20 protein-coding genes are annotated in these 23,964 nt (G+C 59.2%); 4 read left to right on the top strand and 16 right to left on the bottom strand.

Going from position 1 to position 23,964, the window contains the following annotated elements; genetic code table 11:
• Nucleotides 1-24: 24 nt before the first annotated feature.
• Together QE432_RS02320 and QE432_RS02325 are read right to left on the bottom strand one after the other, a co-directional pair.
• Nucleotides 25-1,158: an ABC transporter ATP-binding protein gene (locus QE432_RS02320; RefSeq protein ID WP_174012291.1), complete on the bottom strand. Its 1,134-nt coding sequence runs from the start codon at nucleotides 1,156-1,158 to the stop codon at nucleotides 25-27.
• Complete coding sequence (locus QE432_RS02325) at nucleotides 1,158-3,011, bottom strand: ABC transporter permease (RefSeq protein ID WP_003518186.1); 1,854 nt, start codon at nucleotides 3,009-3,011, stop codon at nucleotides 1,158-1,160. Before QE432_RS02325 ends, QE432_RS02320 begins: the two co-directional genes overlap by 1 nt.
• 518 nt (nucleotides 3,012-3,529) lie before the next feature.
• Between QE432_RS02325 and QE432_RS02330 the strand changes: the two genes are divergently transcribed.
• Complete coding sequence (locus QE432_RS02330; RefSeq protein ID WP_003518188.1) at nucleotides 3,530-4,516, top strand: LacI family DNA-binding transcriptional regulator; 987 nt, start codon at nucleotides 3,530-3,532, stop codon at nucleotides 4,514-4,516.
• Nucleotides 4,517-4,564: 48 nt separating this feature from the next.
• Here QE432_RS02330 and QE432_RS02335 read toward each other — a convergent pair whose 3' ends face one another.
• From QE432_RS02335 to QE432_RS02350, 4 genes are all read right to left on the bottom strand, one after another.
• Entirely contained in the window at nucleotides 4,565-6,208 is a 1,644-nt protein-coding gene (locus QE432_RS02335) for a Na/Pi cotransporter family protein (protein WP_065705774.1), read from the bottom strand.
• A 97-nt stretch (nucleotides 6,209-6,305) separates the two neighbouring features.
• The gene (locus QE432_RS02340; protein WP_065705772.1) at nucleotides 6,306-7,988 is read right to left on the bottom strand and encodes a metallophosphoesterase family protein; all 1,683 of its coding nucleotides are present in this window, start codon (nucleotides 7,986-7,988) and stop codon (nucleotides 6,306-6,308) included.
• Entirely contained in the window at nucleotides 7,982-8,590 is a 609-nt protein-coding gene (locus tag QE432_RS02345; protein ID WP_019566888.1) for a dual specificity protein phosphatase family protein, read from the bottom strand. Before QE432_RS02345 ends, QE432_RS02340 begins: the two co-directional genes overlap by 7 nt.
• Before the next feature lie 53 nt (nucleotides 8,591-8,643).
• The gene (locus tag QE432_RS02350; RefSeq protein WP_019566887.1) at nucleotides 8,644-9,483 is read right to left on the bottom strand and encodes an inositol monophosphatase family protein; all 840 of its coding nucleotides are present in this window, start codon (nucleotides 9,481-9,483) and stop codon (nucleotides 8,644-8,646) included.
• A gap of 215 nt (nucleotides 9,484-9,698) precedes the next feature.
• Between QE432_RS02350 and QE432_RS02355 the strand changes: the two genes are divergently transcribed.
• Both QE432_RS02355 and proP read left to right on the top strand, forming a co-directional pair.
• Complete coding sequence (locus QE432_RS02355) at nucleotides 9,699-9,995, top strand: PRC-barrel domain-containing protein (protein ID WP_003518197.1); 297 nt, start codon at nucleotides 9,699-9,701, stop codon at nucleotides 9,993-9,995.
• Nucleotides 9,996-10,180: 185 nt separating this feature from the next.
• Nucleotides 10,181-11,701 (top strand): glycine betaine/L-proline transporter ProP, encoded by a 1,521-nt coding sequence (gene proP, locus QE432_RS02360; protein ID WP_162995277.1) that lies wholly within the window; start codon nucleotides 10,181-10,183, stop codon nucleotides 11,699-11,701.
• A gap of 63 nt (nucleotides 11,702-11,764) precedes the next feature.
• On the opposite strand, the gene QE432_RS02365 is transcribed toward proP, so the two are convergent.
• From QE432_RS02365 to QE432_RS02405, 9 genes are all read right to left on the bottom strand, one after another.
• Nucleotides 11,765-12,490 (bottom strand): SDR family oxidoreductase, encoded by a 726-nt coding sequence (locus QE432_RS02365; protein WP_065705833.1) that lies wholly within the window; start codon nucleotides 12,488-12,490, stop codon nucleotides 11,765-11,767.
• 55 nt (nucleotides 12,491-12,545) lie between these two features.
• The gene (locus tag QE432_RS02370) at nucleotides 12,546-14,156 is read right to left on the bottom strand and encodes an FGGY-family carbohydrate kinase (protein ID WP_013762242.1); all 1,611 of its coding nucleotides are present in this window, start codon (nucleotides 14,154-14,156) and stop codon (nucleotides 12,546-12,548) included.
• A gap of 25 nt (nucleotides 14,157-14,181) precedes the next feature.
• A complete protein-coding gene (locus QE432_RS02375) occupies nucleotides 14,182-14,913 on the bottom strand; it encodes an SDR family oxidoreductase (RefSeq protein ID WP_065705768.1) in 732 nt (243 codons plus the stop codon).
• A 38-nt stretch (nucleotides 14,914-14,951) separates the two neighbouring features.
• Complete coding sequence (locus QE432_RS02380; RefSeq protein WP_174012288.1) at nucleotides 14,952-15,929, bottom strand: ABC transporter permease; 978 nt, start codon at nucleotides 15,927-15,929, stop codon at nucleotides 14,952-14,954.
• Nucleotides 15,919-17,421, bottom strand: coding sequence for a sugar ABC transporter ATP-binding protein (locus tag QE432_RS02385; protein ID WP_065705766.1), 1,503 nt, complete (start codon nucleotides 17,419-17,421; stop codon nucleotides 15,919-15,921). The genes QE432_RS02380 and QE432_RS02385 overlap by 11 nt, the downstream gene beginning before the upstream one ends.
• Nucleotides 17,422-17,492: 71 nt before the next feature.
• A complete protein-coding gene (locus tag QE432_RS02390) occupies nucleotides 17,493-18,404 on the bottom strand; it encodes an ABC transporter substrate-binding protein (protein WP_013762239.1) in 912 nt (303 codons plus the stop codon).
• Nucleotides 18,405-18,500: 96 nt separating this feature from the next.
• The gene (locus tag QE432_RS02395) at nucleotides 18,501-19,385 is read right to left on the bottom strand and encodes an AraC family transcriptional regulator (protein WP_003518205.1); all 885 of its coding nucleotides are present in this window, start codon (nucleotides 19,383-19,385) and stop codon (nucleotides 18,501-18,503) included.
• A gap of 378 nt (nucleotides 19,386-19,763) precedes the next feature.
• Nucleotides 19,764-20,801: an NAD(P)-dependent alcohol dehydrogenase gene (locus QE432_RS02400; RefSeq protein ID WP_019566879.1), complete on the bottom strand. Its 1,038-nt coding sequence runs from the start codon at nucleotides 20,799-20,801 to the stop codon at nucleotides 19,764-19,766.
• Nucleotides 20,802-21,096: 295 nt separating this feature from the next.
• A complete protein-coding gene (locus QE432_RS02405) occupies nucleotides 21,097-21,687 on the bottom strand; it encodes a TetR/AcrR family transcriptional regulator (RefSeq protein WP_065705762.1) in 591 nt (196 codons plus the stop codon).
• A gap of 121 nt (nucleotides 21,688-21,808) precedes the next feature.
• On the opposite strand from QE432_RS02405, the gene QE432_RS02410 reads away from it, so the two are divergent.
• Nucleotides 21,809-23,035 carry an MFS transporter gene (locus QE432_RS02410; protein WP_065705760.1) on the top strand — a complete coding sequence of 409 codons (1,227 nt, stop codon included), beginning with the start codon at nucleotides 21,809-21,811 and terminating at the stop codon, nucleotides 23,033-23,035.
• A gap of 84 nt (nucleotides 23,036-23,119) precedes the next feature.
• On the opposite strand, the gene QE432_RS02415 is transcribed toward QE432_RS02410, so the two are convergent.
• The gene (locus QE432_RS02415; protein WP_060642853.1) at nucleotides 23,120-23,962 is read right to left on the bottom strand and encodes an amidohydrolase family protein; all 843 of its coding nucleotides are present in this window, start codon (nucleotides 23,960-23,962) and stop codon (nucleotides 23,120-23,122) included.
• Between the last annotated feature and the right edge of the window lie 2 nt (nucleotides 23,963-23,964).

Consider the following 23,964-nt stretch of genomic DNA (forward strand, 5'->3'; position numbering starts at 1 on the left):
CGATTGTCAGTCTTTTCGTCGTTGTCAGTTGTAGCTACTGCTCCTCAGCACGGCGTCCGCTTCCGTAATCCGTTGCCCTTTTGCGTCGAACACATGCAGGGCGTCGGGAGGCACGTGGAAAAACACACGGTCGCCACTATCGACGCGCGGCAGGGCATGGGTGGTCAGGAACAGCGTGTGGTTCTCGCTCCTCAATTCGAGAATCCAGCTACCGCCCGTCGGAAGCACGCCGGTCACCGTCATTTCACCGAAAAGGCTGCCCTGCGGCACATCCTCAGACCTTGCCGTGTAACCCATCGCCTCCGGCCGCATGCCGACCGAGGCGATGCCGCGCAACTGCGGATAGCGCGTTGCGAAATAAGCCTCCGCATTGTCGGCGATATCAGACACGCCGGGCTGGCTGAAGGTCAGAATATTGATCGGCGGACTGCCGACGAATTCGGCGACGAAGCGGTTGGCCGGACGGTCGTAGATATCGTTCGGCGTACCCATCTGCTGGAGCGTGCCCTCGTTCATGACGGCGATTGTCGTTGCAAGTGTCATTGCCTCCCACTGGTCATGCGTCACGAAGACGATGGTGGTCTTGAACTCCTTGTGCAGCCGCTTCAGCTCGGCGCGCATTTCCAGCCGCAGCCGGGCATCGAGGTTGGACAGCGGCTCATCCAGAAGCAGCACGCCGGGATTGACGGCAAGCATGCGGGCCAGCGCCACACGCTGCTGCTGCCCACCGGAAAGCTGTGACGGATAACGGTCGCGGTACTTGGCAATGTCGAGCGCCTGCATGACGCGCTCGACGCGTGCCTCCCGCTCGGCTTTCGGCAGCTTGCGCAGGCGCAGGCCGAAATCGGTGTTGCGCTCGATGGTCAGATGTGGCCAGAGCGCGTAGCTCTGGAAGACGAGCCCCATTTCGCGCTTTTCCGGCGGCACGAATATGCCGTCATTGACGGAATCTATCACCCTGTCGCCGACACGGATTTCACCGCCGGAGAGGTTTTCAAGACCCGCGATCATGCGCAGCGTCGTGGTCTTGCCGCAGCCGGAAGGGCCAAGCAGGCACATGAATTCGCCGTCGCGGATTTCGAGATCGAGATCGGAAACCGCATTTGCGGAATTCACGCCGTAGTTCTTCTGCGCCCCGCGCAGGTTGATGGTAGGCATCAGCTTCCAAGTCCTTCTGCAAGATTTGTGCGGGTCAGCTTCTGGGCCAACAGGGTACCGAAATAGGCAATGCCAGCGATGATCAGCACCACGGCGTTTGCGGCCTGCGTATAGTGGTAGTCGACCAACCGCAGCGAATAGGTGGTCAGAACATCCGTGCTCGGCACCGCGAGTATCACGAACAGGCTCAAGCCCTTGATGCCCGAGATGAAGGGCAGGAGAACCCCCGTTACCAGCGATCCCTTCTGGATCGGGATGACGATCGAGACCATGCGGCGGAACCAACCGGCACCGGCAATCTGTGCTGCCTCTTCCGGGTCCTTTCCAAGCTGTGTCATGGCCGAGATACCGGCGCGCGAGGCATAGGGCATCTGGTCGGCAATCAGTGCGAGGATAAGGATCGTCACCGTGCCGTAGAGCGCCGGCATCGGCCCGCGTGGAACCGCAAACAGCGAGAGATAGGCGGCGGCAAAGGCGATGCCGGGCACGAGATAGGGCAGGAACGTGACCTGACGCAGATAGACCGACAGGGCGCGCACCGGCGTGCGGATGACGACATACCCGACCAGAAGACCGAGGACGCCAGATGTGAGCGAGGCAAGACCAACGATCATCATCGTGTTCTTCGCGGCTGCCCATAGATCGGGGCTTAAAAGAACGCCGGTCTGCAAGGCCACCGTGTTGAGATTGCTGCCAATCCAGTAATCGAGCGTGAAATTGTCGAACGTGAATTTGGCCGGCATCTTCATGACGGTCGAGAGAGCGAGGGTGAGCAAAGGCAGGCCGACGCTGAGAATGAAGACAGCGGCCGCAAAGCCCGTTGCCGGAAGACGCATTTTGCCGAGGCGGCTTTGCCGGTTCATCGACCCCTTCGAGCCGATCGTCACGAAACGGCGGGCTTCGCGAACCAGGCGGGCATCGATCATCAGCGTGATGATGCCGATGAGCATGATCGAGGCCGCAACGACGCCGGCAACACCGGTCTGGCGCGAGGCGATGCTGCGGAACAGCGATGTCGAGAGGACTTCGAACTTCACGGGAAGCCCGAGAACATAGGGTACGCCGAATTCGCCAAGGCACTTTGCAAAGATCAGCACCATGGAAGAGAGCAGCGCCGGGCGCATCAAGGGCAGGATGACCTGCAAAGCCACCTGATAACGATGAGCGCCGAGAATGCGGGCCGAATCCTCCAGCTGCGAGTCGAAGCGGCGCAGCGCCGAGCCGAACAGCAGGATAACGAAAGGTGTGTAATGCAGGGCAAGGATGATGGTGATCGGGAAGCGCCCATAGGCCACCCAGTCCGGCGGTGTCAGGCCCATCGCCTCGAACCAGCCGGGTTGGCCGCCAACGGTGCGGTTCTTGAACAGCGTCGTCCAGGCGAGAGCGAAGGTCCATGCGGGCAGCATGTAGGGCACGATCAGCGCGGTCGCGAACCAGCGGCGACCGAACATGTCCGTGCGGCTGATAAGCCAGGCAAGCACCGTGCCGATAACAAGCGAAAGCGCAATCGCCCCCAAAGCGACGGTGAGCGTGTTGAAGAGCGGATGCCAGAAAAGATCCGTTGCGACGGGCGAGAAGAACGCCCTGTCGAGATAATAGAGCGTGAGGTCACCGACATCCTTGCCAAGACGCCGTTCGTGGCCGAACTGGACACGGACGGCATCCAGAACGATAGAGATGATCGGAACGACGATCAGATAGGTGAAAAGTAACGCCGTTAGCACGCCGATGAGCGTCGTCGGCTCCCTGAGCGCGACCTTGAGGCGATATCGCCAGGCCTGCCATGCCGAAGGCGCGGTCGCCGGGGGACGCCCCAGTGCCTCCGCCTTCGTTGATTCGCTTAAAAGAGCCATTATTCCTCCCCATATGGCCGCAACATTGCTCCGACACGCCGGCAAGCATCTGCCTGCGCGCAACCTGCGGAACAGGCGGCGCGTGCGTCGAACATGAGCAATGCGTCAATGCTTCAGCAGCGGGCACATCAGGCCCGCGAGCAACGATGATCCAGCTCCTCCCGGAAACATCGCCGGCAAGCAAAACGTGGAATAAATATTCCATATAGCGCTTAACCTTGGAATGCATGATCCATCCTAAACGGCATTTTGTCAACGAAAAAATGCACACGTGATCATTGATATATGCCATTGTTTTTAAACGGTTTTATTGAACGTGTTTTGCAAATTTTTTTATCGACGCACAAGCAGTCATTTTTTCCCGCAGAATGAAAATGGAAAGGACGATATATTTGCCGGCGAAAGCGAGAACCGCCTTCCATCAGCAAAAGCGCTTCGCACCTGAAATATTTCGATTGGAATAGTCGACCCTTATGGCCTGTGATATCAGACATGAGGTTTTGCAACGGGGAAGTTGAATGGCGAGAGGGTTCGTGACGGCCGAAGAGGTGGCGAAAAAGGCTGGTGTCTCGCGCTCCGCCGTCTCGCGCACATTCACCCCCGGCGGCAGCGTATCGAAGGCCGTCCGGCGCAAGGTGCTGAAAGCCGCGCATGAGCTTGGCTACCGCGTCAACCGTCTGGCCCAGGGCCTCAATAATGACCGATCCAATCTCATCGGGGTGGTCGGTGCCAATCTCAGCTCGCCGTTTATTTCAAAACAGCTCGACCTCCTCAGCATCGGCCTTCTGCGTCGCGGCTTGCAATGCCTGCTGCTGAATGCGGCCGATGCACGCAAGGATATCGCGCCGCTGATCGAACTGCTTTTCGAGTTTCGCGCCCAGGCCATCGTCGTACTCTCCGGCGAGCCGCCAGCATCTATCGTCGACGAATGCATTGCCAATGGCGTGCGCCTCATCCTCATCAACCAGCGCCTCGACCGGACCGATACGAACATGGTGCTGAGCGACGATTCCCACGGCGCCGATCTCGCCGCCATGCGGCTTGTGGCGGCAAAATGCCGGAAGGTCGCGGTCGTTTCCAGCGGCAGCCAGACACCGGCACAGCTGCGCCGCGCCGGCGCTTTCACCCAGCGCATGAGCATCGAGGGTATCGAGGTCGTTCCATGGTCGGGCGGTCCGACGAGTTATGACAGCGGCTATCAGGCAGGCTGCGAGTTGCTGACGGACAAGACAATAGACGGCGCCTTCTGCGTGACTGATCTGCTGGCACTTGGCTTCATGGATGCAGCAAGGCTAGAGATGGGCCGCCGAATTCCTGAAGACCTGTCGATTGTCGGTTTCGACGATATTCCGCAGGCGGGCTGGAAAAGCTATCAGCTGACGACCGTTGCCCAATCCTTTGACGCGCTGACCGAGAAGGTCCTGACCGCCCTCGACAGCGACGAGCCCGAGACCCGGCTTCAGGTCGTGCCCGTTGAGATGGTCGAAAGGATCACCGCGCGCTAGAAGAGCACTCCTGGGCAAAAACCACAGCGCCGTTTTACTGGCATGGCTTCAACCCGCCTGCTTGATCCGGCTTTCGATCAGGAGACCGCTTTCATCGAGGATCGGATGTGCGACGGCGGCGATATGGGCGTTGATGCGCTTCAGATCGCGCAGCATGTCGAGATGCACTGAGCTTGTCTGGATGCTGTCGGTCAGGCCGTCGCGCAGGCGCTGGAGATGTCGCTCCGATGACTGTTTTTCCAGCCGGCGCACGTCTTCCTTCACCTCCACCAGCCGACGGGCAAGGTCGGCATTGCGGGTGGCGAAAACGGATTGCGCCATGCGGATATTGTCGAGCGTGATGGAGAATAGACGTTCCAGCTCGCTTTTGCCATCATCGGAAAACCTGAGACCAAGATTGATCTTCTTGGCGATTTCCGGGCGGATGCCCTTCTCGATGATATCGCCGATATGTTCGAGATTGATGGCATATTCAACGATATCCATCGCACGTCGCTGATCCTTCTGGCACAAACCGTCCTGGCCCACCTTTGAGACATAGACCTTGATGGCATGCTGGATACTGTCGACCCGGCCTTCCAGCGTACTGATATCATTGAGCTTGGAAAGATCGCTGTCGCGCATGGCGTCATTCGCCTGACGCAGCATGCGCTCGATCAGGTCACCAACCAGCATGACCTCGCGGCTTGCACCGGCAAGCGCCGCAACCGGTTGACCCAGATCATGACTGTCGAGATAGCTGCGGCGGCTTTCGGTTCCCTCTTTTTCCGGCAGCAGCGCGGTCGTCATCCGCAGCAACAACGGCGATAGCGGCCATGCGATCGCGGCAACAGCAAGATTGAAAAGGAGATGCGCATCGACCGCTAGATTGGCGTGCGAGAAAGGCGACATGTCGAGCAGTGCCGCGCCGTACCCGGCAAGAGGCAGGGCTGCGACACAGCCGGTGGTCCGGACGATGAGGTTGCCAAGCGCCACCCGGCGCGCCGCGACCGGCGCCTTCAACGTCGCCAGCACCGGCGGAACCGCGCCGCCGAGATTGGCGCCGAGTACCAGCACGATAACGAGGCTTGTTTCAATGCCGCCGCTTGCCGCAAGCGAGAGTATGAGGACGACGATGGCAAGGCTCGATGATGCCAGCACGGCCAGCACCGCGGAAAAGATCAACGCGACCGGCCAGGCATTGCCGAGCATGGAAATGAAGAGGTTAAGCGCCGGCGACTGCCGGATCGGATCCGTCGCCGCGGAAAGAAGATGCAGGGAAAGCAGCATCAGGCCGACACCGGCAAGGGCAGCACCCGCACCCTGCCGCTGCACCGACTTTCCACGCAATAGAATGACACCGGCAAGGATCAGCATCGGCGACAGCCAGCCAAGACCGAGTGCGACAATCCACGCGGTCGTCGCAGTACCCACATTCGCGCCGAGCAGCACGATTTGCGCCATCGCCGGTGCGATCAAGTCTTTTTCAACGAAGGAGGCAACCATCAGCGCCGTGGCTGTCGAACTCTGCAGGGCGATCGTCGCCACGAGACCGGCGATGAAGGAGCGAAACCCTCCCCGTGTACCGGCGGCAAGCCCGATGCGAAGCTTGGCGCCGAAGGCACGCGACATTCCGTCCTTGATCTGCCCAAGGCCGAAAAGCAGCAGCGCCACCGCGCCGAACAGATTGATGCTGACAACGACCGATTCCACTAGATCACCTCGCCTGTCCTGCTTGCCGCCACTCTTCCCCGAGGGGACGTTGATCTGCCCCGTTCACATCGTGGATTGCGTCGAAAAAACCTACGGATCACACCGCAACGGATTGGAGTTGCGGTGTGAGACGGAGCTCCAGATGCCGCAAACCGCCTTCGGCACGGTCGAGAAACAGCCCAAGGGCACCGAAGAAGATTTCGATAAAACTCTTAACCGAACCGTCGTGGTGATCGGGCTCACGGCCGAACCGCTCCGCCAGCATCCGGTAAAGGGAAAGCCGTTGAGGCGCGATATGGACAAGCGCCAGCCCCGCGCCCTGACGCAGGCAATACCAGTCAGCAATAAGCTCGAACATCGGCAGATCGGAGGAAAGCCCGGCATCATGCGAGGCAAGGCTTTTTTCACCAAGCAGGCCGATAACCTCGGATATGGTTTTATCCGCAATCGCCGCCACGATCCCGGCTGGCCACTCCTTGGTGAAATAACGATGCCTGATAAGCGCGCGTTTGTGGCCAAGCAGGAAATCACCATAATTGCCGGCCGCAAATGCGCGGTCCTCATCCTCGCCCGCAAGTGCCATTTCCTGCGCATACCCCCGGCAAATGCGGCTGTTAATCGGCAGCGCGGCCATTTCCACCGTCTCGATGGAAATCTCGTGCTGCTGGGGATGGACGACCTTGAAGGCGGGTGGAAAGGCAACCAGAGACGGCACGGCGATATTGGTGAGCGAGGTTTCCCCTTCCCCACGCCGGGTTACGCCTTCCACATGCAGATGCCCGCTGAAATGGACTTGGAACCCGGCCTCAACCAGCGCATCCTCAACCGCCTTGCGCGGCGTGCGACGCACCACGTTGGTTTCGCCGAACAGCGCACTTTCGGCACCGCTTGCGCCATCGAAGGGATCGAGCGCCGGATAGTGCGAAAAGCCGAGCAAAGTCTTGCCGAGCGCCTGCGCTCTTTTGCGCACATCGGCAATCCAGTCGATGATGAAGGGCTTGCAGCGCAAAAGCGCATTCCAGCCGCCAGAGGTACTGTCGGTGAAAGCCGCTTCCTCACCCGTCTCGAAAGTGCCGTCAAGCGGTTCGAAAATATTGGCGTCGATCATGAGCAGCCAGAGGCCCGGCTCCGGCTCAACCAGATAAGATGCGTCCATCAGCCAGTAGATATTGGTGCCATCGGGGGAACGCACCTCGTAGAGACGATCTTCCGTCGCATCGGAAAGCCCGAACGGTGTTTCCCAATGCAGATAGTCCGGCTGGCGGAAATATCCGAAAGCCCCCATCGGGCCAAGGCCAACGGGGTAGCCTTCGCAATACATCCGGTCGCTGATCACCACCCGATCACCGGCCCGCCGCGCATCGCTTGAAACGGAAAGGCATTTGCCGTTCTCCGTTAGAAACTCCTTGGTATGATGTCGGCCACGCGGGCCGAAAATATCGTGGTTGCCGGGCAGCGCATAAAAGGCGGTGCCATGGGTATCACGATGACGCTCCAGAATACCCTTCAGCGTTTCGGATGTCGCGCGCTGGCCGTCGTCGGTATAGTCGCCAAGCAGCACCACATGGCGAATGCCCCGCTGCCGCACTTCTTCGAGTGCAGCATGCAGCGCATCGGCGCTTTCGTTGAAAACACGGGTGGATTCGCGTGTATCCGACCAGCTACGCATGGTGATGCGTTCTCCATCGACCTCTATTCCGGGAAAACCGAAATCGGCCGCCGTGTCATGGAAATGGGCGTCGGCAATGACGGCGACGGAAGGAAGCGTGCGTTTCAGCATGGTTGGACAGTCTTTCTGCCTTCGACCATATCGATCCAGTCGGAAGCGCGGCGGGCAGCAGCATAAAGCATCGGTTTCGGTGTCTCGAACCATTCGTCCGGCCGCAATTCCCGCTTCGTGCGGATCACAGCCAGTGCATCGTCGAGGTTAGGGTAAAGATGCGGCTGCTGCTTGTGCAGGAAAAGCGCGACCAGCGATACCGAGCGGCTGCGGCCGCTGCGGCAATTGACGAGCACATTGCCGCCATCGGGGAACGGATAGGTTTCGCGCTTCGGCATGGTCTGCCGCAATGCGCCGTCGAGAATATAATAGGCCCCCAGCATCATCGTGTCCGGACTGCCTTCGCCGTCGATAAGACCGAGCTTATAATAACGGATGTCGCCATACCCCACCGCGCACCTGTCGCCATCTTCCGCCGACGCCTGCACGAGATTGATATCCAGATTGACGGCGCAGTTGACGACGGTGGTAATGCCGTGCCGGTGAAGGAGCCCAAGGTCGCTCGCACCATCGCTGCCGCCGATATAGAGCGCAACGTTACGCGGGCCGAGCCCTTCCGCAATCAGGCTGATCGCAGGCCGGGCATAAACGGGTCCATCCATCTCATTCCTCCACATGCACCAAGCACCCTTCACGGACGGGCGCTCGTCTAAACTCAGGCCGATACGGCCCGCTGCCGATCCGAAGGCTGCCGCTCTGCCAAAGGTATCTTCGATGCCCGACTGACGCCGCTTGCAACACCGCTGGCTGCGGCCAGCACCGGCCCGCCATCTTCAAGACTACCGATCTCCAGGAAAGGGCAGACGTCGCCGCCAGCTTCGCTGACGAGTAGCAGTCCCGCAAGACAATCCCATGAATTCATGTGCAATTCGAGATAGGCATCGGAGCGGCCATCGGCCACATAGGCAAGCGCCAGCGCACCGGAACCGGCGCGGCGCACATTGGTGCCCATATCGAGCAGGTTCTTGACGACATCAAGATAGGTGGCGTTCGCGATACGGGTCGACCAGCCCATTTCGATCGAGGCCGCATCGAAACGTTCCGTCTGCGCAACCTGGATCGGCTGCCCGTTACGCGTTGCCCCCTCGCCGCGTCGGGCGAAATAAAGTTCATTCAGAGCCGGATTATAGATAGCGCCGATTTCGGTTTGCCCGTTTTCGACATAGGCGATGGAGATGCAGAAGTGCGGAATGCCGCGGGCGAAATTTGCGGTGCCGTCCACGGGATCAACGACCCAGACGCGATCACCGATCACACCGCCGCCCTCCTCGCCGAAAAAACTGTCCTTAGGAAAGCAGGCCGAGATCGCGCCGCGAATATGCGCTTCGGAGGCTGCATCCGTCACCGTCAGAAAGTCCTGCGGGCCCTTCATCGAGAAGCTGCGTGTCGCCTCGCCCTGAAAGCCTTTCAGCACCAGTTCCCCGGCGGAAAGAATAACGCTGCGGCACAGTTCGGCACGGGCTGCCAACGTATCCGGATAAGGCATCAGGTCCATGCGGAATAACCATCTCTCAAAAGATTGAACACGCGTTCATATTGCACACGTGTTCAATCTTTTCAAGCGTGATTTTGCGGCGGGCGGTCCGCTGGAGTTCATACCAGCCCCCTAAGCGTTCAGACAACCGGTTTAGCCCAAAATCCCCCAGACGCGATGGAACGGTTTTGCACTGCGGGAGTTTCCATATCGCAACCCAAGCAGGAGGAAGAAAAATGGATCATGCCAATCACGTACGCCTCGTTGAAACCGAACTGACCCCGTCGGTTCTGGAAGGTGCAACAGTTTATGGCGCAGATGACCACAAGGTCGGCAAGGTCGATCACGTCCATGGCGTCGGCGCGGCAAGCACCGCGATCATCGACGTCGGCGGCTTTCTCGGCATTGGCGCAAAGCCCGTCGCAGTACCGCTCAGCGATCTCGATTTCATGCGCGATGAAGACGGCGATGTCCACGCGATTACCTCGTGGACCAAGGATCAGCTCAAGGAAATGCCTGAGCATCACCACTAATCTTTAAAAAACGCCCGGCTACCAGCCGGGCGTTCTTTTTTCTCCTTTCGGGCGACCCCGCCCATACTCCCCATAAGATGAGCTAAGGCCCGATTGTTCTGCCGACCGATGGAACGCTTAAGCGTATCGAGCATTTTCATGGCGCTCAAAAAATTCGGGCGCAATGCAGTTCAGGGGGACAGTGATTGAACAACCAGATACAGGCCACTCCGCTGAGCATCGACGACGTCACCGTCATCGATGACGAGAAGGTCAAAAAAGCAGTTACGGCAGCCGCTCTCGGTAACGCGATGGAGTGGTTCGACTTCGGAGTTTACGGCTTCGTCGCCTATGCCGTCGGCAAGGTCTTCTTCCCTGACGCGTCACCCGCCGTTCAAACGGTGGCGGCGCTCGCAACCTTCTCCGTCCCCTTCCTCATCCGCCCATTGGGGGGCGTATTTTTTGGCGCCATGGGCGACAAATTCGGGCGTCAAAAAGTCCTCTCCCTGACAATCATCATCATGGCCGCGAGCACCTTCTGTATCGGCCTCATCCCCGGTTATGCCACCATCGGCATATGGGCACCCATTCTGTTGCTGTTATGCAAGCTTGCCCAGGGGTTTTCCGTTGGCGGCGAATATACCGGTGCGGCCATTTTCGTGGCGGAATACGCGCCTGACCGGAAGCGCGGTTACCTTGGAAGCTGGCTCGACTTCGGCTCCATCGCCGGCTTTGTGCTTGGCGCGGGGCTCGTCGTGCTGCTCAGCACCGCGATGGGTGAAGCCAAGTTCCTCGACTGGGGCTGGCGCATTCCGTTCTTTCTGGCGGCACCGCTCGGGCTGATCGGGCTTTATCTGCGCCACGCGGCAGAAGAAACACCAGCCTTCACCGAACGCCTGCAGCGCTCCGAAGAAGAAGACCGGCAGTCGCTGAAAGAGCGCCCCATGGTTCCCATCGCCGAGATCGTGAGCCAACATTCCCGCTCGCTGGCAATATGCATAGGCATGGTCCTCGTGACCAACGTCACCTATTACATGCTGCTCACCTACATGCCGACATATCTGTCGAAGACGCTGAATTACAGCGAGGACCATGGCGTCCTCATCATCATCGCGGTTATGGTTGGCATGCTGTTCGTCCAGCCCGCCATTGGGCTTTTGAGCGACCGGATCGGACGCAGGCCGTTTCTGGCGGTTGGCAGCACGGCGATCCTGTTTCTTTCACTGCCGGCATTTCATCTCATCGCCAGCGGGCAGGTTGTTCAGATTTTCTTCGGCCTGCTCATCCTGGCGGTCGCACTTAACTGCCTGATCGGGATCATGGCATCCACCCTCCCGGCCCTTTTCCCGGCCCGCATCCGCTACAGCGCGCTGGCTATCGCGTTTAATATCTCGATCATCGTTGCCGGGCTCACGCCGACACTCACCGCATGGTTGGTGGAGGTAACGGAAAATATCTATATGCCGGCCTACTATCTCATGGTCGCGGCCATCTTTGGCATTGTGACGACATTTTTCCTCAAGGAAACCGCCAACCGGCCGCTTTATGGCGACACGCCGAATGCGTCTAGCCGAAAGGAAGCGAAGTCGCTTCTTGCAGAGCAATATCTGCACATCGAGAAAAGCGTCGAGGAGATAGACGACGAATTGCTCAAACTTGATGAACAGAAGGAAATTCTTCAAGCAAAACGCAACCAGCTGGTTGGCAGACATCCGGATCTGACCTGAGCGGATATCCAGTCCTGGAACAGTATGCGCGGCGATGCATTGCACCCGCGCATCCCTTAAACGTCAGACGGCAAGGAACCCGCCATCGATGGGCAACACCGCGCCGGAAATCATGCTGCTATCATCTGACAGAAGCAGTGCGATGCTCTGTGCCACGTCTTCGGCCTCAGCAAAGCGCTGCAGCGGATGGCGAACCATCATCGGTGCGCTCTTGGCCGGATCGTTCCATGCTTCGGCAGCCAGTTCAGTGAGCGTGATGGTTGGCGCCACGGCGTTGACACGGATGCCGTGCGGCCCGAGTTCCTTGGCAAGAACGCGGGTTGCGCCTTCAAGCCCCGCTTTCGAGGCCGCGTAGCAGAGATGATCCTGAAAACCGCGATGACCGGCAATTGACGTGATGTTGACGATTGCGCCACCGCCACCCTTTGCGACGCGGGCGCGGGCGAATTCCTGACAGGCAATGAGCGCTGCACGCAGATTGATGCCGAGCACAGCCTCATAACCTTCGTCGCTCATATCAAGCACGCTTTCGAGCACGTTGATGCCGGCGCTGTTGATGAGAAAATCGCATGGACCCGCCTCGACCATCGCGGCCCGCGTCGACGCCACATCTGCGAGATCGACACGGATCGAGCGTCCGCCGATTTCGCTTTTCAGGCTGTCGAGATCGGACTGGGTCCGGCTGATTGCCACGACCTCAGCACCGCGCGCGGCCATCAGGATAGCGCAGGCACGGCCGATGCCCTTGCCTGCGCCGGTGATGATGACGGATTTTCCGGAAAACTGCATGGAATCCTCTTTATTTTGCGGCCAAAACGGCCGGACGATGGAAGCTTGTGGCGCTTCAGGAATGGTTTGCGGAACGAATGGCGCGCGCCGCATTCTGCAGTGCCAGAAACGCGTCGTAGCGTGACTGGTGCACTTGGCTGAATGCAGCGTCCGGTGCCGAATATTTGGCAATACGCGACATGGCGGGCATTGCGGAAATCAGGTCGGGATAGGCCTTGGCAGCAACCGCGCCGAGCATCGCCGATCCCAGAAGCACCGGCTCCTCGCATTCAGTGAGTTCAACCGAAAGCCCCGTCGCATCCGCCAGCAATTGTCTGGCAAGCGGATGCGCGCCCGCGCCGCCGCTGACACTGATCGTTTCCACGGGAGCGCCATGACGCGCCTGCGTCTCGATGATCTGGCGAAGCCCGTAACCGAGGCCGAGAAGCCCCGCCACGTAAAGCGCGACAAGCGAATCCACCCCCGTCTCGGTGCCGTAACCGGCAATGACGGCACGGGCATGAGGATCGGCGAAGGGCGCGCGGTTGCCGAGGAACTCCGGCACCACGTGAAAATTCTCGGCAATCTTCACGGCAGCGGAAGCAGACGTGGCCAAAGCCAGTGCACGGTCGGCAAGCCATGCAGGTAATGACTTGCCTTCTTTTTCGGAAAGCGCCTTTGCCTCTGAAAATGCCGGGTGCAATTGCACCAGATAATCAATGGCCGCACCGGCGGCGGATTGGCCGCCTTCATTGAGCCATGCGCCGGGAACCATGGCGGAATAATAGGGACCCCAAACACCCGGCACGAAAGCCGGCTCCGAGGTGGTTGTCATGGTACAGGAAGAGGTACCAAAGACGTAACCGAGGCACCGCGAAGCGTCGCCGCCCGCAGCCACCGTGCCGACACCCCCGGCATGCGCATCGATCAGACCGGCGGCAACGGCGGTTCCAGCAACCAGCCCCATGGCTTTTGCGGCTTCATCGGTCAAACCATTACCCAGCGCCGTGCCTGGATGAACGACGCTTTCACCGATACGGCGGAATCCCTGCTCCGCCAGATCGCCAAGCCCGATGCGGGTGAAATATTCCGCATCCCAACGTTCCTCATGGGCGAGATAAGTCCACTTGCAGGTAACCGTGCACGCGGAACGATCGAGCGCGCCTGAGGCTTTCCAGGTCAGGAAGTCCGTCAGGTCAAAGAAGTGCTCGGCGCGCGCATAGATATCCGGCCTGTTTTCGCGAAGCCAGAGCAGCTTGGGCGTCTGCATTTCCGGGGAAATCCGGCCACCGACATATTTCAGAACGGCATGTTCGCCCGCATTGATCCGCTCCGCCTGTTCGACGGCGCGGTGATCCATCCAGACGATGATATCGCGCTCTGGATGATCCGGCGCGCCGACCGGAAGGGTCTCATCCTCAGGCCCGCGCACCACGAGCGAGCAGGTGGCATCGAAACCGATGCCAACCACGGCTGCGGGATCTATGCCGGCGCGCGAGACACTTTCCCGCACGCTGTCGCAAACGGCTTTCCAAACCTCACCACTCGATTGTTCGGCTATGCCGCCGTCTTCACGATGCATCGTGATCGGGCGCTTGGCGGTGGCGAGAAGCCTGCCCGCCACATCAAAGACACCGGCACGGGCAGAGCCGGTACCGACATCGACGCCAATCAGGTAGGAAGCCATTTGCGATACTCCTTGGGAGTGTAGTTTAAACGCGGTCGAAGTTGGTGGGCAGCACCAGCATGTCGCGGATGGTGACGGTGCGCTTGCGGGTCAGCATGTAAACAACCGCATCGGCCACTTCACTCGCGTCGATGAGGCTACCCGATTCCTTGGCGTTGCGAAGATTTTCTTCCGGCCAGTCTGCCAGAAGGGCCGAGACGACCGGGCCGGGAGAGACCTGCGCGACGCGCACACCATGCGGGATCATCTGGCGACGCATGCCCTGCACGAAGCTGGTGATCGCCCATTTCGAACCCGAATAGACCGGTTCCCAATAGGTCGGGAAATGTCCGGCGATCGAGCAGGTGACGATGATGTCGCCGGTCTTGCGCTCCGACATGTGCGGCACGACGGCCTGTACATTCTTCATCACGGCATTGACGTTGAGGTTCAACATCTTGTCGATGGCTTCCGGCGTGGTTTCGGTGAGATCGCCACCGATATAAGTGCCTGCGTTGCAGTAGAGAATGTCGATGTGATCGACCTTCTCAAGGATTTCCGGGATCATGGCATTGCAGCTGTCTGCATCCAGAAGGTTCGTGACCTGCGCGATGGCGCGCTTGCCGAGTTTACCGACAAGTTCATTCAGGGCTTTCTCGTTCCAGTCGACCATGACGACGGTTGCACCGTTTTCCAGTAGCGCCTCGGTGGTGGCGAGGCCAATACCGGACGCGGCGCCGGTGATGACCGCGATCTTGCCTTGCAGCAATTCAGACATTTAATTCTCCTGCTTCTTTGAAGATATGACGTGTGGGCTCAACGCCAGTCGCGCCCGATATAGATGGCGAGCAGAATGATGCCGCCCTTGATGACATCCTGCAGATAAGGGTTGATACCCATGAGATTGAGGCCGTTATTCAGGATGCCGAGCAGCACCGCGCCGATAAGGGTACCAAGAATGAGCCCGCGTCCGCCGGCAATCGCCGTGCCGCCGAGAACCACGGCCGCAATGGCATCCAGCTCGAAACCGACACCCGCATTGGGCTGTCCGCTCATGAGCCGGCCGGTCAGAATGAGAGCTGCAAGCGCTGCCGTCACGCCTGAGATACCATAGACGGCAAGCTTGACGCGCCGGGTCTTGACGCCGGAGAGGCGCGCGGCCAACTCGTTGCCGCCGAGTGCATAGACATGACGACCGAAAGCCGTACGCTGCAAAAGCACCCAGGCCACGGCGTAGATCACCACCATGATGATAACAGGCACCGGCACGACGCCAACGCGACCGACGCCAAACCAGGAAATCCAGCTCGGAATGCCGCTGACGGGATAACCGCCGGAATAGATGAGGCCGAGACCGCGCGCCATTCCCATCGTCGCAAGCGTGACGATGATGGCCGGCATCTTGCCCCAGGCGACAAGTGCTCCGTTGAAGATACCGATGCCAAGTCCGATGAACAGCCCGGCCGGCAAGGCGAGCGACGCAGGCAGGCCGGTATTCACCATCAGGCCGGCAGACAACGTGCCGACAAGCGCCATGACCGCGCCGACCGACAGGTCGATGCCGCCTGTGAGGATGACGAATGTCATGCCCACGGCCAGAATGCCGACGACTGAAACCTGTCGCAGCACGTTCATGATGTTGTTCACGCTGAAGAAATTGTCGCTCGCAAGACCCATCAGGATCGATACGACAATCAGGCCCGCCAGAGGCAGGGCGAGTGGCGAGCGCAGCATGCTGCCAAGGCCGAAACCGCTCGTCTTTTCGGCAATGCCGGCATTTGCATCAAGCGACATGTTCAACCCTCCCGGTGGTGGCGTTTGTCATTATTGTTTCTGAATTGATGTCTGCGCCCTCGACGGTGGCGACGATGCCCCCGGAGCGGAACACGCAGACGCGGTCCGACATGCCGATCACTTCCGGCAGCTCCGAAGAGATCATGATGATAGAATAGCCCTTGGCTGCGAATTCGCGCATCAGCGCATAGATTTCCGCCTTCGCGCCGACATCGATGCCGCGCGTCGGTTCGTCGAAGATCAGGACGCGCATGTCATGGTTCAGCCAGCGGGCGATAACGATCTTCTGCTGGTTTCCACCGGACAGCGTGTCCACGCGGGCATAGGGTCCCTGTGCCTTGACCTGAACCTGCGCCATCGCCTTTTTCGTGTGCTCCAGCTCTTTTTTCAGGTCGATAAACCAGTGAGCCTTCTGGTACTTGCGATAGTTGTTGAGGGAGATGTTCTGCAGGATGGAGAAACTGGTGATCAGACCCTCTTCCTTGCGGCTTTCCGGCAGCAGGCCAATGCCGCGCATCAGCGCCTCATCCGGGCCGGAAAAGCGGGTCTCGACGCCATCGACCTTGATCTTGCGGCGCGAAGCGGAATGCGCGCCAAGCATGGCCAGCACCGTTTCCGTGCGCCCGGAACCGACAAGCCCGGCAAAACCGAGTATCTCACCCTGCCGCAGGGTAAAGCGCGAGACCGGCCCGCCTTTTTTCAGTTGAAGCTCTTCGACCTCGATCACGTTGCGCGCAGCTGTATCGATCTTCGGTTTGGGCGGAAAATTGGCCTCGATGCGCCGGCCGACCATCATCTCCACCAGACGGTCATTATCGACGTCAGAGGTGAGGCAGGAGGCGATGAGTTCGCCATCACGCAGGACGGTGATGCGGTCGCAGATCTCGAATATTTCCTCGAGATGATGGGAAATGAAGATGATAGCGACACCCTGACGCCGCAGCTCGCGCATGACCTTGAAGAGATGCTCGGTCTCGGACGGGGTAAGCGTCGCAGTCGGCTCATCGAGAACGAGAATACGGGCATCGAGTGAAAGCGCCTTGGCAATTTCCACGAATTGCTGCTGGGCAACGGAAAGGCGGTGCACCGGCACATCGAGCGGAACGTCCACGGCCAGACGGCTCATGATTTCGGCGGCACGTTTACGCATCGCACGCTTGTTCAGCAGGCGCAGCGGTCCGCGGATTTCGCGTGCCAGAAACATGTTTTCGACCGCATCGAGATAGGGGATCAGGCTGAATTCCTGAAACACGATGCCGATACCGGCGGCAATCGCCTCGTCGTAATTGGCGAAGCGGCGGTCCTTTCCATCAATGCGGATCGTGCCCTCCGAGGGCTGCAAAATGCCGCACAGGATTTTCATCAATGTCGACTTGCCAGCGCCGTTCTCTCCCAGAAGCGCATGCACCTCGCCGGCGCGCGCCTGCAGGTCAACGCCGCGCAGGACCTCGATCTTGCCGAAGCTTTTTCTTATTCCATTCAGTTCCAGCATTTTACCCTCCTCGATGGTCGGGACATGTCCCGCCCCCACACGAGGCGGGGACGGGACCTGGGGAGGAATTCTTACCAGCTGAAGTCGCCGGCGTTCTTGCTGTCAACGACCATGACGTCGATCGGTACTTCCTTCGGAACGACGCGGGCGCCCCACTTCTGGGCAAGCGCCATGGCAAGGCCAACGCGCACCTGGTCACGCGGGAACTGCGCGGTCGTTTCGATGAAAGGGCCGCCGTCGGCAATTGCCTTCACAGCTTCGGGAGCACCATCAACCGAGGTCAGCTTGATGTCCTTGCCGGAGCCCTGGATCGCAGCGAGTGCACCCATTGCGCCGCCATCATTCACCGAGAAGATACCGGCGAGGTTCGGACGGGACTGGATCATGTTTTCAACGACGCCGAGCGCAACGGAGCGGTCCTGACGACCATTCTGCGTGTCGACAAGCTTGATGTCGGCAAATTCGGCAAGCGCTGCCTTGCAGCCTTCGACGCGCTGCAGGATCGGCACGACCGGGATACCGTCGAGGATTGCAACTTCACCCTTGCCGCCGAGCGCATCACCGAGATGCTTGCAAGACTTGTAGCCTGCGTCACGGTTCTTCGAGCCGACGAAGGTGTCGACCGGGCCGTTTGCGTTGGCGTCGACAGCAACGACAATCACACCGGCAGCTTTGGCAGCGTGCACGGCGGCTTCGATGCCGGCGCTGTCGGTCGGGTTCAGAAGCAGGATGTCGATCTTCTGCTGCAGCATGTCTTCCACGTCGGAAATCTGCTTTGCCACATCGTGGCCGGCGTCGGTGACGACAACATCAGCGCCGATGCTTGCCGCGGCTTCCTTCAGCGCTTCCTGCATGGACACGAAATAGGGGTTGTTCAGTTCCTGGAACGTCATGCCGATTTTCAGCTTGTCCTGTGCCAATGCCGGAGCGGCCATCATTGCAAGTGCGGCCGATGCCATCAGGAACTTGGATTTCATTCTCATAGTAACTTCCTCCCGTTTGGAAAATCTGGGCAATAAGAGCCCGTTTCCGGACAGTCCTCTGCCCGAATTGGTGAAAAATCCGCGATGTATCTTGGTTTAATCCGCCATGACCGCTGCCTTCTGGGCCGCGAACACCGTACGAAACCTCGATGGCGACATTCCCTTCAGCTTCAGGAAATGCCTGTTGAAATTCGAAAGGTTTGAAAAGCCCACGTCGTAGCAGACTTCCGCCACCTTCACGTCCTGATCCACCAGAAGCATCTGGCAGGCCAGATCGATGCGCAGCTGATTGCGATAGCGCACCAAAGTCGTTCCCGTATGTCGCTTGAAGGCACGGGAAAAGGCACTCTGGCTCTGGCCAACCATGTCGGCCAGATCGATTTCCTCGACCTGTTCGGTCAGGTGCTGGCGCAGATGCGACAAGGCGCGGTTGATGCCGCTATCGCCGATGCCCGTCAGGTCCAGCTCGTAGCTCAGGCTCGCCAGCACCTCGGGCGCCGGCGCATTGACCAGCAGATCGAGAATTTCCCAAAAAATCGCAAGACGCTTCAACCCCTGCGCCTCGATCAAACGCAGTATCAGCGGGCGAACGCGATCGCTGGTCTCATCGTCGAACAGAATGCCGCGGCGGCTGCGGTCCAGAAGGGCGCGAACTACCTCCATCTCGGACATGGAAGCGCAGGCATCCTCGATAAAAGCTTCCGGAAACTGGATGACGAGAGAGCGCGTGGGAACGATCTCGTCCGGCTCGATCTCGCTGATCCAGTTTTGAGGGAGATTTGGGCCAGTCATGATTAGCTGGCCCGGGCCGAAGCGACCGACGAAATCGCCAATGTAGAACGTGCCTGACGTCGCCACGACCAGATGAATTTCATATTCGGGATGGTAATGCCAGCGCACGGTGCGGAACGGATAGCCATGCCGCCAGGCGGCGAAGGATTCGCCCTTGCGGATATGTACCAGTTCCAGATCGGGCTGCATCGATGTTTCCTCCCATCGGTCACGTCCGCCGTATTCGCGGAGCAAAGCCATTCCTCTTTATGGCTCGTCCCAGGCGTTGATGGGGAGCATATGGCCTGCGGCACATTTACTTCCACATCATACCGGGGAAATTACCGATACTTTTTTGACTGTTTTTTGTCAGAAATTGAAGAGTGCCGTGCATCCGCCGACAACTAAGCCAGCGGTTGCGCCCATTTTTTCGCGCAGTTGCACGCCATACGCCCAGAAAATGCGCATCTTAAAGATCGATGTGATGATTTTTTAAAGCTCGACCCGCCGATCACCAGCAGGTCGAGCTTATACTTTTCCGAAGGGTTTTTGACGCCCCTGCATCGGCAGGCGGCTTGCCGGAAGGGATTATTGCGGCATCAGAATTTGCAGCTTCACGTCCGTTTCCCTTGCCTCCACCGCACGATCAAAACCGGCAATGCTGTCTTCGAAGGGAATGGTCGCGGAGATCAGCGGCTTCAGATCGACCTTGCCGGACGCGATGAGAGCGACCGCACGGTCATACACATTGGCGTAGCGGAAAACCGTCTCCACCCGCAGCTCTTTTGCCTGCAAGCCGACGATATCGACCGGCACCGGATCGACCGGCATACCGACGAGGACGATGGCGCCGCCGGGACGTGCGAGTTTCGCCATACCGAGCACGGCGGGTGCAGCGCCAGAGCATTCGAAAACGACATCGCAACCCCAGCCATCCGTCGCATCAGCCACGGCCTGCGACAGGTCACGTTCGCGGATGTTGACGGTCTCGATGCCGTCATAGGCTGCGATGATATCCAGCTTCGGCTGGGCAAGATCGGCAACGATAACCTTTGCGCAACCGCCGGCTAGCGCCGCCAGCGCAACCATCATGCCGATCGGACCGGCGCCCGTCACGATGGCAACATCGCCGGGCTGAATACGCGCCCTGAGCGCTGCCTGCATCCCGATGGCGAAGGGTTCCACCATGGCGCCTTCGGCAAAGGAAACGTTGTCGGGCAACTTGTATGTAAAGGCGGCGGGATGAATGACTTCCGGTGTCAGGCAACCGTGAACGGGTGGCGTTGCCCAGAAGCTGACCGCCGGATCAACATTGTAAATGCCAAGTTTGGAGGCGCGCGAGGTCGGATCGGGAATGCCCGGCTCCATGCAGACGCGATCACCCGGCTTCAGATGCGCAACCTCGGCACCGGTCTCGATTACCGTTCCGGAAGCTTCATGGCCCAGCACCATCGGCGCATGCACAACGAAATGGCCGATCTTGCCATGGGTATAATAATGGACGTCCGAGCCGCAAATCCCGACGGTATGGGTACGGATGCGCACATCCTTGGGTCCGAGCTTGCCGGGAATGTCGAACTCCCTGAGCGAGAGCTTTCCTTTTTCTTCCAGCACCAGTGCTTTCATCTCATCCTCCGTAGTTTGCGAAAGGCCTTAGAGCGAATTCAAACAGCGTGATGCGATGCAATTTCGACAAAAGTAAACAGAAATCAGCCGGATCGGCCGGTTTTTCTTCAAGGAGGAAAAACTGTATCGATGAGCCCGCAATTTCTTATCATCCCTGGCGCGCCAACGAGTCTACGGGGGAGAGAGACAGCACGATTCGCTCAGCGCGCTTCGGGGAATATCGCCGGCTCAGGGTTACCCACTCAGCCGGAACGAGATTGACACTGATGTGTACGCAGAACCGGCGACAAGCGGATCAGCGTGTGATCCTCAGCCCTTCCAGAAAGGTGCGGAAACTGTCGACGGCGCGTTTCGAGGTCGTTTCGGGGTCGTCGGAATTCGCGATCCACTGGGCTGCACTGCTGCTCGCCGCATTGATGAAACGCGCACAGGCCTCCGGATCAATGTCGACGATCGTCCCTTCCTGCTTCAGCGCATCGAGACTTCGCGCAACGGCCGAGATACAACCATTGGCATTTGGCCAACGTGAAGGGTCGCCGAGAACGGCTGGCCCATCACGGAACATGATCCGCTGGATTTCCGGCTCCAGAGCCATGAGAATGTAACCGACATTTTCCTCAACGAAACCCTCCCAACGCGTCGCGGCCCTAGACGAGATGTCACAGAGCCTTTTCGTCATCTCGGCGTCGATCTCACCCACAACCGCCAGCAGCAGGCCTTTCTTGTCGCCAAAATGATGATAAAGCGCGCCGCGGGTCAGCCCTGCTTCGGCAGTGAAGTCGTCCATCGAAGCGTCGGCATAGCCGATGCTGCCAAATGCCTTGCGGCCAGCGACCAGAAGCTTCGCCCGCGTCTCGGCAATCATTTCACTGCGAGGTTTGCGCATTTTTTCTCCGAATTCTACATACGTCGCGTATACTAGTTGACATACGCGACGTATGCAATTATTTCATTTGCATACGCCACGTATGTTTGTGGTGGGTACTCCCTAAACAAGGTGCATCCCGATGTCTAATCCATATAGAGAAATTTTCCGGGCTCCGGGCGCCAAAGGCTTTTCCGCCGCAGGCTTCTTTGCCCGTCTTCCGATTGCGATGGCACCGATCGGCATCGTCGCCATGCTTTCCCAGACCCATGGTGAATATTGGCTTGCCGGTGCGGTCTCGGCAACCTTCGCGCTGACCAATGCCGCGGTTGCGCCGCAGATTTCCCGATTGGTGGACCGCAAGGGCCAGAGCAGCGTCCTTGTCCCGGCCACCATCATATCGGTCATCGCCTTTGCTATCCTGATTATCGCGACCAACCAGAGATGGCCTGCCTGGACGCTCTTTCTTTCGGCCTTCCTCGCCGCGGCCATGCCGAGTATTCCCGCGATGATGCGCGCCCGCTGGACGGAAATCTTCCGTGACCGGCCTGAGCTGAACACTGCTTTTGCATTTGAATCCGCCGCCGACGAACTTGTCTACATCGCCGGCGCCTCGCTCTCCGTCGGTCTCGCGGTCTCACTCTTTCCGGAAGCAGGTATGATGATCAGCACCGCCTCGCTGGCACTCGGTACCTTTGCCTTTCTGCTGCAACGATCGACCGAACCCAAGGTACGCAGTTTTGAAAGTGGCAGCAGGCAACATTCGGCTATCCGGCTGCGTTCGGTCCAGATCATCACGGTCGCCCTGATCTTCGTAGGGTCCACTTTCGCCACAGCCGAGGTAAGTGCCGTTGCCATCACCAAAGAACTCGGTCAACCGGAAGCTGCCAGCCTCGTCATCGGCGTCTATGCCATCGGTTCGTTTGTCGTCGGCCTGCTTCTGGGCGCGATCAACCCCAAAATGCCGCTGCAACGGCAATTGCTGATCGCCGTCAGCGTCCTTGCGCTCACCGCGCTGCCGCTCCTCTTTGCAAGCACGACAGTTTCCCTGCTTGCCTTCGCCGTATTCCTCAGCGGCGTTGCAATCTCTCCCATCTTCATCACGGCATTTGGCCTGATCGAGCGCCGCGTCCCGGAATCGATGCTGACGGAAGGCGTGACCTGGGTGATGACCGGCATCGGTATCGGCATGGCGCTCGGCGCCTTCATTTCCGGCTGGGTGATCGATAATTTCGGCCCGAGCAACGGCTTCTGGGTATCGATTGCCGCCACCCTGTCGACAGTCACCATTATCAGCCTCGGTCAGCGCAGCCTTTCTGGAGAGACCAACCGCTCTGCGACGACAACCGCAGCGCAGCCAGCCGAGTAAAGCACAGGCGTATGAAGCGCGCGCCGGCGCGCTTCTTGGCATATCCGGCCGACGCAATGCACAATCGGCATGAAAAGCTGCAAGCTATGTCGCCAAATAAAACAGTCTGGCATTGCGGTGGCCGATCGATGCCTGCTCGTCGGGCGAGAGCGTTGAAAGAAGCTCACTCGTCATACCGATCCATTCCGGTAGACCCGAGCCGAGATCGACCACCGGCCAGTCGCCGCCCCAGACCATTCTCTCAGGTCCGAACAGGTTGATCACGGTTTCCACATAGGGTGTCACGCTTTCCAGCGTCGCGCATCCCGGTGCACAATAGGCGGTGATGCCGGAGAGTTTGACGAAGAGATTGGGCAGCGTCGCCAAGTCGGCCATACGCCCGCTCCACTCCCGAAAATCGTTTCCGGCAATGTCCGGCGTGCCGCAATGGTCGAGCATGAAGCGCACATCGGGGCAGGCCCCGACAAGTTCGGCGGCAATGGCAAGCTGGCGGGAATGAAAACACAGATCGACCGGCCATCCGGCCTTTCCAATCGTGCGCACGTTTCGTCGGTAATTTTCCTCGCGGCTGAGGTCGTCGGGCATAACGTGGAGAATGCGCCGGAAACCGACCACGTTGAGGTGGCGGCACTCCTCCAGCCAGGCTTCGAAACCATTATCCGTTTCCGGTCGGCAACTGGCGATCTGGCCGAACATCGGCAAGCCACCCTCGCCGATCATGCTGGCGATGAGGCGAGCCTCAGCCTGATAGTCGCCGTCATCCACCCCGCTTTCCATGAAGATCGTACCCACTACGCCACATCCCTCGACAAGCGCTGCGTAATCAGCCTGGGTGAAGCTTCCCGCAAGGCTGGGCTCCCCTCGTGTCCAGGCATAACCGAGCTTGCCTCGCAAGATCAGATGCTGGTGAGTATCGATCAGATCCATGG

It is taken from the genome of Agrobacterium sp. SORGH_AS_0745 (genome assembly GCF_030818995.1).
Classification (GTDB): domain Bacteria; phylum Pseudomonadota; class Alphaproteobacteria; order Rhizobiales; family Rhizobiaceae; genus Agrobacterium; species Agrobacterium tumefaciens.

What these genes read in the sequence shown, in the direction of transcription:
- QE432_RS02320 (WP_174012291.1), bottom strand. Translation starts at nt 1,158, where the DNA reads ATGCCTACCATCAACCTGCGCGGGGCGCAGAAGAACTACGGCGTGAAT.
- QE432_RS02325 (WP_003518186.1), bottom strand. Translation starts at nt 3,011, where the DNA reads ATGGCTCTTTTAAGCGAATCAACGAAGGCGGAGGCACTGGGGCGTCCC.
- QE432_RS02330 (WP_003518188.1), top strand. Translation starts at nt 3,530, where the DNA reads ATGGCGAGAGGGTTCGTGACGGCCGAAGAGGTGGCGAAAAAGGCTGGT.
- QE432_RS02340 (WP_065705772.1), bottom strand. Translation starts at nt 7,988, where the DNA reads ATGCTGAAACGCACGCTTCCTTCCGTCGCCGTCATTGCCGACGCCCAT.
- QE432_RS02345 (WP_019566888.1), bottom strand. Translation starts at nt 8,590, where the DNA reads ATGGATGGACCCGTTTATGCCCGGCCTGCGATCAGCCTGATTGCGGAA.
- QE432_RS02350 (WP_019566887.1), bottom strand. Translation starts at nt 9,483, where the DNA reads ATGGACCTGATGCCTTATCCGGATACGTTGGCAGCCCGTGCCGAACTG.
- QE432_RS02355 (WP_003518197.1), top strand. Translation starts at nt 9,699, where the DNA reads ATGGATCATGCCAATCACGTACGCCTCGTTGAAACCGAACTGACCCCG.
- QE432_RS02365 (WP_065705833.1), bottom strand. Translation starts at nt 12,490, where the DNA reads ATGCAGTTTTCCGGAAAATCCGTCATCATCACCGGCGCAGGCAAGGGC.
- QE432_RS02370 (WP_013762242.1), bottom strand. Translation starts at nt 14,156, where the DNA reads ATGGCTTCCTACCTGATTGGCGTCGATGTCGGTACCGGCTCTGCCCGT.
- QE432_RS02375 (WP_065705768.1), bottom strand. Translation starts at nt 14,913, where the DNA reads ATGTCTGAATTGCTGCAAGGCAAGATCGCGGTCATCACCGGCGCCGCG.
- QE432_RS02380 (WP_174012288.1), bottom strand. Translation starts at nt 15,929, where the DNA reads ATGTCGCTTGATGCAAATGCCGGCATTGCCGAAAAGACGAGCGGTTTC.
- QE432_RS02385 (WP_065705766.1), bottom strand. Translation starts at nt 17,421, where the DNA reads ATGCTGGAACTGAATGGAATAAGAAAAAGCTTCGGCAAGATCGAGGTC.
- QE432_RS02390 (WP_013762239.1), bottom strand. Translation starts at nt 18,404, where the DNA reads ATGAGAATGAAATCCAAGTTCCTGATGGCATCGGCCGCACTTGCAATG.
- QE432_RS02395 (WP_003518205.1), bottom strand. Translation starts at nt 19,385, where the DNA reads ATGCAGCCCGATCTGGAACTGGTACATATCCGCAAGGGCGAATCCTTC.
- QE432_RS02400 (WP_019566879.1), bottom strand. Translation starts at nt 20,801, where the DNA reads ATGAAAGCACTGGTGCTGGAAGAAAAAGGAAAGCTCTCGCTCAGGGAG.
- QE432_RS02405 (WP_065705762.1), bottom strand. Translation starts at nt 21,687, where the DNA reads ATGCGCAAACCTCGCAGTGAAATGATTGCCGAGACGCGGGCGAAGCTT.
- QE432_RS02410 (WP_065705760.1), top strand. Translation starts at nt 21,809, where the DNA reads ATGTCTAATCCATATAGAGAAATTTTCCGGGCTCCGGGCGCCAAAGGC.
- QE432_RS02415 (WP_060642853.1), bottom strand. Translation starts at nt 23,962, where the DNA reads ATGGATCTGATCGATACTCACCAGCATCTGATCTTGCGAGGCAAGCTC.